Source organism: Serratia sp. H1w (genome assembly GCF_000633355.1).
Classification (GTDB): domain Bacteria; phylum Pseudomonadota; class Gammaproteobacteria; order Enterobacterales; family Enterobacteriaceae; genus Chania.
Window position 1 is genome coordinate 24807 of sequence record NZ_AYMQ01000048.1, and the last position, 13624, is coordinate 38430.

The window sequence follows — 13624 nt, forward strand, 5'->3', positions numbered from 1 at the left end:
TCAGCGGCGGTGGTGCAGCAGGTATCGCTTCCGCCGCAGGGGTGAGGCCGATGAATATTGTCAGCGGCGGTAGTGCGGCGGGCATGGCCCCTTCCACAGGCGTAAATCCGATGAACTTTGCCGGTGGGGGGAGCGCCGGATCCCTGGCCTCATCCGCTGCCGGTGCCCTGATGGGCGGCGCACAACCGAGTGGTTTACAGTTCACGCTCACGGCGGTGGGCTTGCCACCGCAGACTTTCGTGGTGTCGGACTTCAGCATGACCGAGATGCTCTCTTCTCCCTTCGTGCTGAACGTGGGCCTGGCCAGTGCCGATCCGGCGATCGATTTTTCCGCGGTGCTGGATGAGGATGCCACGCTGTTCGTCTGGCGTGAGGGCGTGCTGCAACGCAGCATCACCGGCATGGTGGCCAGCTTTGAACAGGGCGATACCGGTTTACACCAGACCCGTTACAGCATGGTGATCCGCCCGGCGCTGTGGCGTACCACCCTGCGGCGCAACTCGCGCATCTTCCAGCAAAAGACCATTGAAGACATCATCACCACCTTGCTGAAAGAAAACGGCATTACCGATGTGGCCTTTGGTTTGCGCTACCCGCACCCGGCGCGGGAGTTTTGCGTACAGTATCAGGAGTCGGATTTTGACTTTATCCAGCGCCTGGCCGCCGAAGAGGGGATTTTCTACTACTTCGAGTTCACCGAAGGCAAAAACACCGTGGTGTATGCCGATGATGTCGGCACGATGCCGCAGGGCGTGACGCTGCCGTATAACCCGGGCGTGGCCGCTCAGGCACTGGAACTGTGTGTCACCACCTTCACCCGCAGTGCGCAGGTGCGAACCGCCATGGTGCAACTGAAGGATTACACCTTCAAGGATCCGCAGTGGCGGGGGACGTTCGACAAACAGGCCAATGAACTGCAAAACCAGCGTCCGGACTACGAACACTTCGATTTCCCAGGGCGGTTCAAAGATGAAACGCATGGCAAGGATTTCACCCGCTATCGTCTGGAAGCGCTGCGTAACGATGCCAATCTGGGGCAAGGGCAGAGTAACGATTTTGCCCTGCACCCGGGCAAGCTGTTTACCCTGACCAGTCACCCACGTGCGGATTTGAACCACCAGTGGCAAGTGCTGAGTGTTGCCCACAGCGGTAGCCAACCGCAGGCGCTGGAGCAAGAGTCCGGTGGGCAAGGCACGACGCTGAGCAACCAGTTTACCTTTATCCCGCATACCCAGACCTGGCGGCCATCGCCGATGAGTAAACCGGCCATGGACGGTCCGCAGATCGCGATGGTGGTGGGGCCAGCCGGGGAAGAAATCTACTGTGACGAGTTCGGTCGTATCCGCCTGCAATTCCTGTGGGACCGCTACGGGGAGAGCAACGACAACAGCTCGTGCTGGATCCGCGTGACACAGCCGTGGGCAGGGCAGGGCTGGGGGATGTTGGCTATTCCGCGTATCGGCCAGGAAGTGGTGGTGGATTTCCTGCATGGGGATCCAGACCAACCAATCGTCACCGGGCGTACCTATCACGCCAACAACATCCCGCCGGGATCGCTGCCGGCCAGTAAGACCCAGATGGCGTTCCGCTCCAAGACCCATAAGGGCGAGGGGTTTAACGAACTGCGGTTCGAGGATGCGAAGGGGGGCGAGGGGCTGCATCTGCATGCTCAGCGGGATATGGAGACGATTGTTAAAAACGATCAATCCCTTACCGTAGAGTCAGGCAACCGGACGCTAAATATTCTTGCTGGTAACGAAACCAAGACCGTGAAGCAGGGAGGTCTGTCGGAAACCATTTGTACCATGCGCAGCACCAGCGCTAATCAGGTTCAGGTAAAAGCTAAAGCAGGCAAGAGTGGTCTTGGAACACAGCTTTATGAATCCTCAGACGTCATCACACTGAAGGTGGGAGCTGGCGAAATTAAAATGACTACTGGAAGCATTGTGCTCAAATTCGGTGGTTCAAGCATTCAGCTCGATGCTAATGGAATATTTGTTAGTGGACCCGTTATTCATTTAAATAAGTGAATTTATTACGAATGGCATTCTGATTAACGGGATGCCTTGAGCCAAATTATTTAGGGATAAATAATGTTAAATCCTAATGAACTCTCTCTTTTCCAATTTAACGAAGGTGCTATTGAGCTACCTACTGCCTGGAGAGATCTCAGTGTACTGGTGCTCAGTGCGGCTGATAACGATCAAAGCGGTATCAGCTTTACTATCTCCAGAGACGTTATCCCATGGGGCATGTCATTCAGTCAGTTTGCTGAGCGTGAAATCATCAGTTTGTCAAAGCAGTTGAAAAATTACCAGCAAATCAATCAAGAGAATGGGGCGCTAAATTCACGCGATACAACTACCTCTGAATTTAGTTGGTCATCGCCACAGGGACCTATTCATCAATTGATGATGTTGCTAGATGTCAATCCCAAAGTGCTGGTTTTCACTGCCACAGTTCCGGGCGGTATGACAGATGAACAGCGACAACAAATAAGCGTGTTGATGAGTACATTCCAACTGCGGGAACCGGTGGCGGCAGGCAAAACTGCAACAGAGTAACAGGAGCGGGCTATGAGTGTTGCACAAGGAGTATGGTCGGGTGCAGGTGCTGCTGGCGGGCGCTCTGCCGTTCGTCAGGAGGTGATGGAGCAACAACGCGGGGCAACACCACCGAATACCAGTGAAGACAGCGCGGAGTCCTTTAACGAACAAGCGCTGAGTTTTATGGAGAGTGAAGAGGTAAACACTGCGGTAACGGCTGGTATGGGGGCTTATGCTGTCGCGAGTGGTGCTGGGGCACCTTTCGCCGTGGGGCTAGCGGCCGGTTACCTTGGCGCACAAGCGGGTAGTTATGTCGGTGAAAAAGCCGGTACTGCCATTGCTGAATCCTTTGGGTGGAAAAAAGTAGCAACGGAGGGGGATGCTCCGGCGCGCATGGGTGATTTTATTGCGCACCAAAAGAAAGACCTCGGCACCTGGGGGGCATTGGGCGGAATATTGCTTGGCGCGGTAGTTGCCGTTGGCGTCGGTGCTTTGGTGGTTGCTACTGGTGGTGCGGCACTGGTTGTTGTGGCAGCAGCAGCGGCAGCAGGCGGATTTGTTGGTGCGGGTGTAGCCACCGCTTGCGCAGTGATGGGGCAATACGGTGATAACAAAGGCACGATTATCGACGGTTCTCCCAACGTTTACTTTGAAGGGAAAAAGGTGGCTCGAGTTGGGGATTCTATCGTATGTAGCGATCATCCCGGTCCCCCACCGGTTATTGCGGAAGGGGCGAAAACGGTTTATGCCAACGGCAAACAAATTGCCCGTTTAGGGCACCGTACCACCTGCGATGCCAACATCAATAGCGCAGCTGCGACTATTATGGAAACCACAGAAACTGCCCAGGTTTTTAAAGTCAAAGACAGCCGCAACTCGGCCCTGCGCTGGGTCACTATCGTCGCCAGTTTTCTGCCGATACCCAAAGGGAAGAAAAAGGGCAGCAAGCCAACAACTTCGGCAGAAACCAAAGGCTGCAGCAATAACAAATGTACCAAACCCGGTGAGCCTGTGGATGCGGCAACGGGGGATTTCCTGCAAGTATGGCCAATGATTGACATTCCGGGAATATTGCCATTGTCATTAACCCGGTTGTACCGTTCCAGCGGGCATTTGGCAGGTAGTTTTGGTGATAAATGGGCAGATGATTGGTCACAGCAACTGATTGTGGAGGGGGATGTTATTCGTTTCCGCAACCATGAAGGTGTATTGCTGACTTACGATGCACCGCAAGACGACGACGATGTGAAGGCTATCAATCTTCACGAGGGTCATTATCTGCTCTATGGTCAACGTAGTGGCGTATTGCATATCTTTAACCGGCAAACCCAACAGATCATGAGTTTTGCCGAGCGGCAAGGGAATGTATGCCGCTTATCTTCCATCAGCGATCGTTTCGGCAATCTAATTCGTTTTCGCTATTCTGATGAACGACAACTTTCACACATTGAGCACAGCGACGGCTATTCACTTGAACTGAGTTATCATCAACAGCAATTGTCTATGATCGACTTGGTTACGCCAGTACAGCGCCAATGGTTGGTTAAGTGCCATTATGCTGCCAGCGGCCTGTTGGCTGAATGCGATACTTTCCAATTTACCCATCTTTATCATGAGTATAATGCTGCCGGTCACATGACCCGCTGGCATGATACCGACAAGACTGATGCTCATATTCACTACGACGCTCTTGGTAGAGTACTGTCCACACGCACTGCTAGCGGGCATTACCAAGATCGTTTTATCTACGATGATGTCGCGCAATGCACAACCTATCTGGATGCGGAGGGAGGATGCACCCGTTTTTGGTATAACAGTGATGGCCAGGTGACCCGTGAAAGTGACCCACTGGGGCGTGAACGTTTGACTGAATGGACGTTCGGCAACAAACTTTCTGAAACGGATCCTCTGGGACGCCGAGTGGAGTACGAACGTAATCAATTTGGCGAATTAGAGCAGATCACGACCTCTACTGGTGAAATTTATCGCCATGGGTACAACGGATTTGGGCAGGTCATAAGCAGCACCTTACCGGATGGTAAAGGTTGGCAGTTTTTCTATGGCGATGAAGGGCAACTGTGCAATGTTGTCGATCCACAAGGCTTACGGCAAGAATACCGCTATGGCGCAAAAGGAGAGATGGTACGCCAGATCCTGCCAAACGGTGCCGAATGGCGTTACAGCTATAACACTCAGCATCAGGTTAGAGAGGTTCTTGCACCTGATGGCGGCGTTACGTTGCTCAACCAAGATGTCTTTGGCCGTCTGAAAGATATACAGGATCCTTTAGGGCAAACCACACGTTATGTGTTTTGCCCATCGCACGCCAGCCCAACAGGCAGTGTCAGCCAGGTCTATCTGCCTGATGGAGTCAGGCAGGTGATTGCCTATGACAGTGAAAAACGCATAGCGGCAATGACTGATGGTGCAGGCAAAACGACCCGCTACGAATACGGTGGTTTTGATTTACTGACGGGGCTTATTCGCCCTGATGGTCAAAAGTTAACATTTAATTATGACAAGCTAACCCGACTTAACGCTGTCACTAATGCATTGGGTGAAACTTATCGTTTTACCCGCGATTTGGCTGGACAGGTTATTGCGGAGACGGATTTCACTGGGCGTACCATTCAATATCAATATGACTTAGTGGGGCGGCGCATTTGGGCGCGTTATCCCGATCGCCGGGTGATCCGTTGGCAATACTCACCGCGCGATCAGGTTCTGGCTCAGCAGACATGGCGCAGTGATAAATTGAGTTCCACGCTGGTCGCAACGGTCAATTACAGCTACGACGAACAGGGGCGCTTACTCAAAGCTGAAAATACAGAGGCTGTTGTTGAGTTTGATTATGATGATACAGGACAACTGATAGCAGAACGCTTGAATGGGCGAGAAGTTAAGCACCAGTGGGATCCGCAAAACGGTACGCCAACGGCACGGTTGGTTGGAGAGCTTGGGCTTGATTTTGAGTATGGTCTTCAGGGCGAACTGACGCAGTTAGCGCTTGCGGGTTATCAGCCTTTACATTTCCGCCACGATAAGCTGGGCCGGGAAACCGTACGCGAAAGTGCTGCCGGGTTCATCCAGGCCTGCAATTATACCGCGGTGGGATTGTTGGCCAATCAGGCGGCAGGGCGTAACTCATCTTTGTTCCAACAGCAATTAATGACACCAGACGCAATGACACCGGCGTTGCATGGTAGTGCAGTCAACCGCAGTTGGCAGTATGACCAAGCCTACAACGTGGTGGGGATTGATGATGGGCGCTGGGGTAAAACACAGTACCAATATGACCTTAATGACCAGATAATTCGCGCGAATTTTGGTGGTATTCTACCGCTAATTGAACAGTTTACCTACGATGCTAATCAGAACCTGACATTGCATGCCCGCATGCCACGTGGGGCTGAGGCTGCTTTACAGCAAGAGCAGCAGCACCAGCGGGCTGGCCGTGTTATATCTTGCGGTAACAACCAATATCATTACGACATAGGGGGACGACTGGTTGAAAAACGTGTTCTGAAAGAAGGGTTCCGGCCACAGGTGTGGCGTTACCGCTGGAATGAACAGGATCAGTTATCTGAGCTGATGACGCCGAAAGGTGAGCGATGGCGCTATGGTTATGATGCTTTTGGCCGGCGGATCCGAAAACTGCGGGTAGTAGATAACAAACCATTTAACCCATTGTTTGATTCGCCCGCACCAGTCATTCAACCGGCTAGTGCTATGGTGCAGGGTTATGAGTACCTGTGGAGTGGCGATCAACTGATTGAAGAAGCCCCGATCTATGCAGATGGTACCGTTGCCTATGAGGAGAGTATCCACTGGTTGTATACACCGGGAGCGTTAACTCCGGTAGCCCGTTACGAACAAGGCAAGCTTCATTATGTTGTTGCCGATCACCTGGGTACCCCACGTGAATTGCTCAACGAACAGGGGAAAATGGTTTGGGCAGACCGCCTGAGTACCTGGGGTAAAACAGAGTTGTGGCAACAAGCGGCCAACGACGAAGATAAGGTCACCTGCAATTTACGGTTCGCCGGACAGTATGCAGATGCTGAATCTGGGTTGCATTATAACCGTTTCCGCTATTATGATGTGGATACGGGACAGTATCTGTGTCCAGACCCGATAGGGCTGGCGGGGGGAAATAACCCTTACGCTTATGTTCATAATCCCCTTACATGGGTAGATCCGCTTGGGTTGGCTGGGTGTCCTTTGAGGGATAGTAATGGTCGTTTTAGAAGTGCCCAAAATATCTCTGAGGAAATGAGTTCATTGCCAAGTTTTGCTGGAAAAACCCCTGGTCAAGTTCGTCAAGGATTACGTCGTCGAGGATATACCTCTACTTCTGCCCATAGTGGCGGCGAGATCTGGACAAAAGCACTACCAGATGGAAATACTGCTTCTGTTCGCATTGATCCACGAAAAGTGAGAAATCCTAATTTGGGCTATGCGGATGAAGTTCCACATTTCCATAAGGAAAGTGTGCCTACAGCCAAAGTAACGAATGGAAACTATAAGCCGAAGCATTCTACTCAATATAATGACATGGGTTCTCCTTCCCATAAAGGGACGAATTCTAATCATGCGGCTGATGTGCATATAGATATGAAACCAACAAGAGCGCCTTATAACTGATGATATTAATGAGGTAGGAGATGGAAAGTGATATCTATACTCGGTTTAATAAAAGTGTGGAAGATTTTTGTAGGGATAAATCAATAGGAGCCTTGAAGAGGATTGTAGATATATATATTGAAGCATATGTTGATGACGATTTTATAGGCGATCATGATATTCATGATGAATGCGTTATTTTTTTATCCCAAAATCCTAGAGAGGAAATGATTGAGTATTTATCATGTAAAAAAAATAACGAAAATAATCATGATTTGGTTTGTGAGTTGAATGATCTTATCAACATGATTAAGCTTAAATTAAATGTAGGCCTGCACAACTCGTGTCATAATGACTAAAAATATAGGGATATCCCTAGGGGTATCCCTACCATAGACTCATGTATCATAAATTGAAGAAGATATGAAATAGATTGTCGGGTTATATAGAAATAACATGCTAAATAAAATATCATCTGACACATGGAAAATGCTAGAGTCATCAAAAGACAAAGTTTTTTTGAATATTTATCTTTGAATGAAAAGATGTGCAAGACTCTTCCTGGCTGTTATCTTAATTGTTGGAAATGATAGTTATATCGAAATCGTAGCTTCAGGTTACACATGTTAGCAATGGTTTCTGTATTGAAAAAATAAAGAGCGACCTGAAAGTCGCTCAAATAGCTGGAAATATCTCTCTGAGTCTTACCAGCCATCTTTTATCTGTTGTTACGCAAATATATTACCCTGCTGTACCTGAATCACCACCTTACCGGGCATCATGCTGAGCGCCAGCGGTTGCCCGGTAAGGCCGCTTTGTGTCAGCCAGTCCCCGCCAGATACAGCTCGCCGTTATCCCTTATCCAATCTGCGCCAGTATGAGGATGAGTGTCCACTTCCAATAATAACCGCTCAATCTCTGCCTCATTGGCGGAAAGGGTAATTACCAGTCCATCCCGATACTGTTCTATCTTAAATGCAGCGCCAGGCGTAAACTCCGCCTTGATAATATCCTTGCCGTTGATAATCAGTTCAGGAATAAATTCACCCGTGGTTGTCTTTATAATATGAGTCCAGTTCATACACACTCCCTCACCTGAATAATCAACCTTCTCTGCTCAATATTTACCGTGACCGGCTGGCCGCGCAGATAAAAGCCAGGGTGGCCAGTGGCGAATATGCCTCGGAAAGTGAGGTTATCCGCGAGGGGCTTAGGGCGCTGCTAGCGCGTGATCAAGCCGTAGAAAAATGGCTTCAACAACAAGTTGTTCCTGCATGGAATGCGCTGAAAAATGGCGAATCGAAAAGCGTCAGTGGTAAAGATGTCAGGGCACGTCTGAAAGCAGAACACCAAAAGGTGACTGGAGAAAGCTGATGGGATACAGGGTGGTATTCTCACCGCAAGCAGAAGAGCAACTTGCCAGGCTATACCATTACATTGCGAACGCCGCTACACCACAAACAGCCTTACTGTGTACAGAAAATATCGTGGAATACTGCGAGGCCTAGAAGTTGTTCCCACATCGGGGAAATCCGCGCGACGATATCCTACCAGGGTTACGGGTGACCAATTACCGTAAACGGACGGCGATTGCCTTTATGGTGGAAGCTGAAACGGTAAATGTGTTAGGTATCTACTACGGTGGGCAAGACTATGAAAACACCTTGCTGTCGGAAGAAGAATAGCGGGCTGTGAGATATCATGCCTTTTGTATAGCCATGGGGTCTTGATCCGCTCACTGCCCATATCTCCCCCCTCAATGAGAAGACAACTCATACTTCTTTATCTTGCGATACAGCGTCGCGATACCTATCCCCAGCTTCTCCGCTACCACCTTCTTGTTGGCGTGTTGACTCAGCGCTTCTTCAATCATCAACTTCTCCATACTTTCCAAACCCGCCATATCATGACTTTCACAGTTTTCCGTTACTCGCTGTATTGCAGCGGGTGTGCGTACCTCCAGCGGTTGCCCACGGGTCAGATTGGGCGGCAGCAAATAGGTATCGATAATCTCGCCGCTTGGCACCACGTTAACCAGGTATTCCATCAAGTTACTCAGTTCGCGTACGTTACCGGGCCAGCGGTGCCGCCGTAACAGTTCAAGCACCTCTGCCGAGATACCGGGATAGATAATGCCGATCCTCTTGGTGTGCAAACTGAGGAAGTAGTGCACCAGCAGTTCGATATCGCCTTCGCGCTCGCGCAGCGGTGGCAGGGTGATAGGGATAACATTCAGGCGATAATAGAGATCTTCACGGAACTTGCCTTCGGCGATGTATTGTTCCAGGTTCTGATTGGTGGCGGAGATGATGCGGATATCGACCGGGATCGGCTTGCTGGAGCCGATCGGCAATACCTCACGGGACTCCACCGTGCGCAGCAGTTTGGCCTGCAACATTAACGGCATATCGCCGATCTCATCCAGGAATAGCGTCCCCTGATTGGCGGCCTGGATGAGCCCCACCTTGCCATTGGCCGAAGCGCCGGTAAATGCGCCTTTCAAGTAGCCAAACAGTTCACTTTCCAACAGTTGATCGGGAATGGCGGCACAGTTAATAGCGATAAAGGGTTTATCGCTGCGATTGCTTAGCCGGTGGATAGCCCGTGCCACCACTTCTTTGCCGGTGCCGCTTTCGCCCACCACCAATACGCTGGAGGGGCTGGGGGCAATACGGGTAATCAGGCTCTTCAGCAGGCGCATCGGTTTGCTTTCCCCTGCCAGATGTTCAATACGTGGGTCTTGCTGGATCAGCGTATCGTTAAATGACGAATGTGACTGATGGAAAGCCATCAGGAACAATTGGTGATCCTGGATCTGGTGCAACTGGCCAATCATAATCTCCTGATTATCGTCAAAGGAGAGAATATGTTGCAGATGCCCGCTGGTATAATTTTGCCGGAAGGTGAGGGCGCGGATAGTAAAGGTTTTACCGATGATATTTTCCTGCGGCAGATTAAGCTGTTTTAAGGCCATCATATTGGCAAACTTGACCTGGCTCTTTTCATTGAGGATTAATACCCCCTGATCCATATTTTCAATCAGGCTGAACAGCACTTTATTTAAGCCACTGCTGCCACCTTGCGTCTCCAATAAGTTGGAAACAAAGACGTTGGAGATATTACGCACGTAATCCGAGAACTCATGCAGGTTATCCCGTAACCTTTGCTGTTGTTCCAGGGTGAAGGCCACCAGGCTGATCACGCCGATGCAGGCGTCCTGGAACAGGATCGGGATGCCGAGGAAGGCCTTCTCCTGGCACTCATCTTTGCTGGTGCACCCTTCGCACACCGGATCGAAACGCGAGTGGGTGACTATTTTTTCATTTTTAGTATCAAGTACATATTTCAATAGCCAGGAGTTACTACCGAGCTTGACCCCAAAGTGTTTACCATAGGGGCCAGTGCCTGCCACGCGCACCAGGTTGGCATCGACAATCTCCACCTCCAGCAGCAGCACGCTGGAGAGCATTTTGGTAAAGCGCAAAATGGTGGGTTGTATCTGCATAAGAGCCGACTGGGCAGTGGCCGATGCTATCATCACGCGTCCCCCGTTATCGTTATTGAAAAAGAAACGATAATACACTACCGCCAGATATAATTTGATAGCCATCAAGCTAATCGCGGAGAGAATAGAGATTATGCTGTTAACATCACAGTTTATTATCAAAATGATACTGCGCGCTAATTGCTATCATTTTGGGTTGAGATAATGGCTGATAATTATAAACGTTGCCTTAACGCCTACGGCCATTATCGTTAATCAGCAATATATTTAGCATAAACCGCACTGAAAACGCTAAATTATGTGATCATCATCATATTGTTTCGCTGTTTTATGTTGCGCCGCTTAACTTTCCTGTTGTTGGCACGCTTATTGATTGTCCTGTGGTCAGGCGCTGAAAAGCGTATTTGTCATGCTGAGGTCAGCTACCTGTTTTATCGGGTCACCACCACACTCTCTATTTAGGGGCAAAGATGAGAACAGTTAACCAGTTAATTAAGGAAATAAGCGCGTTAAAGTCCAATTTACATCAAAAGGACTTTTTACTGACGTGGGAACAGAGCCGTGACGAGCTGGAACTGGTGCTCAAGCTGGCGGAATCGCTGAAAACCATGCGCTCAGAAAATATTGCCACCAAGATTTTCAACAGTGGCCTAGGCATCTCCATCTTCCGCGACAACTCCACACGCACCCGCTTTTCTTATGCCTCGGCGCTCAACCTACTGGGCTTGGCGCAGCAAGATCTGGATGAAGGCAAATCGCAGATTGCCCACGGGGAAACGGTGCGTGAAACGGCCAATATGATCTCCTTCTGCGCGGATGCCATCGGTATCCGTGACGACATGTATCTGGGAGCGGGCAACGCCTATATGCGCGAGGTAGGTGCCGCGCTGGATGAAGGGTTCGAGAAGGGCGTATTGCCACAGCGCCCGGCCTTGGTCAACTTGCAATGCGATATCGATCACCCAACGCAGGCCATGGCGGATCTGGCCTGGTTACAGGAGCACTTTGGCAGCCTGGAAAACCTGAAAGGCAAGAAGATCGCAATGACCTGGGCCTATTCACCCAGCTATGGCAAACCGCTGTCGGTGCCGCAGGGCATCATTGGCCTGATGACCCGCTTTGGCATGAAAGTGACGCTGGCCCACCCGGAAGGTTACGACCTTATCCCAGATGTGATCGAAGTGGCGAAAAACAACGCCGCCGCTTCCGGTGGCAGCTTTCAGCAGGTGACCTCGATGGCAGAGGCCTTCCAGGGCGCGGACATTGTCTATCCGAAATCCTGGGCGCCGTACAAGGTGATGGAACAGCGTACCGACCTGCTGCGCGCCGACGATCACGCGGGCCTCAAGGCGCTGGAGCAACAGTGCCTGGCGCAAAACGCCTATTACAAAAACTGGCACTGCACCGAAGAGATGATGAAGCTGACCAAAGGCGGCGAGGCGCTGTATATGCACTGCCTGCCAGCGGATATCACCGACGTCTCGTGCAGCGAAGGGGAGGTCTGCGCCAGCGTGTTCGAAAAATACCGCATCGCCACCTATAAGGAAGCCAGTTGGAAGCCTTACATCATCGCGGCAATGATCATGGCACGCAAATTCTCCAACCCGGGTCTGGTGTTGGATCAATTACTGAAAGAAGCAGAAAAACGCATTAAATAAATTTACCTGGTCAGGGATACCGGGCGGTGTCCCTGCAAGGTGAACGGTTAATGCGACCAGAAGAGGTAGCGGTTATGTCGGTTTTTTCATTGAAAGTGGCGATTGAGGATAACCGTTATTTTAACGGCGAAACCTCCCCTCTGTTCTCCAAGGCGCAAGCGCAGCAAGCGCGCGAGTTTCATAAAAAGATCGCGGGTTATCAGCCAACGCCGTTATGCGCGTTGGACGATCTCGCTCAGCTGTTTGGCGTGCGCAAAATCCTGGTAAAGGACGAGTCCCAACGCTTTGGCTTGAACGCCTTCAAAATGCTCGGCGGCGCTTACGCTATTGCCCAGTTGCTGTGTGAAAAGTATCAGATTGATATTAATGCGTTTACCTTCGAAAAATTCAAAGCCGCGGCGACCGAAAAAATGACCTTCGCCACCACCACCGACGGCAACCATGGCCGGGGTGTCGCCTGGGCGGCACAACAGCTGGGGCAGCATGCCGTGGTGTACATGCCCAAAGGTTCGGCGCAGGAGCGGGTGGATCACATTCTCAACCTCGGTGCCGAGTGCATCGTTACCGACATGAACTACGACGATACCGTACGCCTGACCATGAGAACGGCCCAGGAGCGTGGCTGGCAAGTGGTGCAGGACACCGCCTGGGAAGGTTATACCAAGATCCCGACCTGGATCATGCAGGGCTACGCCACGCTGGCAGACGAAGCGGCCGAACAGATGCGGCAGATGCATATCGAGCGGCCAACTCACGTGCTGTTGCAAGCCGGCGTCGGGGCAATGGCGGCAGGTGTGCTGGGCTATCTGGTGGACGTGTTTGGCGCAGACAAGCTGCATTCGGTGATTGTTGAACCCGAGCTGGCCGACTGCGTTTATCGCTCAGGGGTAAAAGGGGAAATCGTCAACGTGGGCGGCGATATGGCCACCATCATGGCCGGTCTGGCCTGTGGTGAGCCTAACCCCTTGGGCTGGCCGTTGTTACGTAACTGTGCCAGCCAATTTATTTCCTGCCAGGACAGCGTGGCGGCGTTAGGGATGCGTGTGCTGGGCAATCCGCTGGGCAACGATCCGCGCATTATCTCAGGCGAGTCCGGTGCGGTTGGGTTGGGCGTACTGGCTGCGGTACATCACAGCCCGCAACGTGCGCAGCTGATGCAGAAACTTGGTCTGGATAGTCAGTCGGTGGTGTTGTTGATCAGCTCCGAAGGGGACACCGACGTCAAACATTATCGCGAAGTGGTATGGGAAGGGAAACATCCCATCTGAAGATACCCGTCGTTAAAAATTGGA

At 51.1% G+C, this 13624-nt stretch carries 10 protein-coding genes and 1 pseudogene; 8 read left to right on the forward strand and 3 right to left on the reverse strand.

Annotated elements, in window-relative coordinates:
- Positions 1-110: 110 nt before the first annotated feature.
- The 4 genes from U869_RS0110350 to U869_RS0110365 all read left to right on the forward strand — a co-directional run bounded on the left by U869_RS0110350 (position 111) and on the right by U869_RS0110365 (position 7528).
- On the forward strand, positions 111-2030 hold the full coding sequence (locus U869_RS0110350) for a type VI secretion system tip protein VgrG (RefSeq protein WP_198530709.1): 1920 nt from the start codon (positions 111-113) through the stop codon (positions 2028-2030).
- Positions 2031-2093: 63 nt separating this feature from the next.
- Complete coding sequence (locus U869_RS0110355; RefSeq protein WP_025123023.1) at positions 2094-2564, forward strand: DcrB-related protein; 471 nt, start codon at positions 2094-2096, stop codon at positions 2562-2564.
- Positions 2565-2576: 12 nt separating this feature from the next.
- Complete coding sequence (locus U869_RS0110360) at positions 2577-7190, forward strand: RHS repeat-associated core domain-containing protein (RefSeq protein WP_025123024.1); 4614 nt, start codon at positions 2577-2579, stop codon at positions 7188-7190.
- Between the two features lie 20 nt (positions 7191-7210).
- A complete protein-coding gene (locus U869_RS0110365; RefSeq protein ID WP_025123025.1) occupies positions 7211-7528 on the forward strand; it encodes a hypothetical protein in 318 nt (105 codons plus the stop codon).
- Between the two features lie 369 nt (positions 7529-7897).
- Here U869_RS0110365 and U869_RS32530 read toward each other — a convergent pair whose 3' ends face one another.
- Together U869_RS32530 and U869_RS29350 are read right to left on the reverse strand one after the other, a co-directional pair.
- Positions 7898-7993, reverse strand: coding sequence for a SymE family type I addiction module toxin (locus U869_RS32530; protein ID WP_232785349.1), 96 nt, complete (start codon positions 7991-7993; stop codon positions 7898-7900).
- The gene (locus U869_RS29350) at positions 7990-8250 is read right to left on the reverse strand and encodes a hypothetical protein (RefSeq protein WP_232785347.1); all 261 of its coding nucleotides are present in this window, start codon (positions 8248-8250) and stop codon (positions 7990-7992) included. Before U869_RS29350 ends, U869_RS32530 begins: the two co-directional genes overlap by 4 nt.
- A 32-nt stretch (positions 8251-8282) precedes the next feature.
- Here U869_RS29350 and U869_RS30585 point away from each other — a divergent pair, with 32 nt between their 5' ends.
- Entirely contained in the window at positions 8283-8543 is a 261-nt protein-coding gene (locus U869_RS30585) for a type II toxin-antitoxin system ParD family antitoxin (RefSeq protein ID WP_369795089.1), read from the forward strand.
- Positions 8543-8854: pseudogene (locus tag U869_RS29355) on the forward strand (type II toxin-antitoxin system RelE/ParE family toxin). The gene U869_RS30585 and the pseudogene U869_RS29355 overlap by 1 nt, the downstream one beginning before the upstream one ends.
- 71 nt (positions 8855-8925) lie before the next feature.
- Here the strand turns inward: U869_RS29355 and U869_RS0110380 are convergent.
- A complete protein-coding gene (locus U869_RS0110380; RefSeq protein WP_029988249.1) occupies positions 8926-10674 on the reverse strand; it encodes a sigma-54-dependent Fis family transcriptional regulator in 1749 nt (582 codons plus the stop codon).
- A 470-nt stretch (positions 10675-11144) separates the two neighbouring features.
- On the opposite strand from U869_RS0110380, the gene ygeW reads away from it, so the two are divergent.
- Together ygeW and dpaL are read left to right on the forward strand one after the other, a co-directional pair.
- A complete protein-coding gene (gene ygeW / locus U869_RS0110385) occupies positions 11145-12332 on the forward strand; it encodes a knotted carbamoyltransferase YgeW (RefSeq protein ID WP_024529727.1) in 1188 nt (395 codons plus the stop codon).
- 74 nt (positions 12333-12406) lie between these two features.
- On the forward strand, positions 12407-13600 hold the full coding sequence (dpaL, locus tag U869_RS0110390) for a diaminopropionate ammonia-lyase (RefSeq protein ID WP_025123027.1): 1194 nt from the start codon (positions 12407-12409) through the stop codon (positions 13598-13600).
- Positions 13601-13624 lie beyond the last annotated feature (24 nt).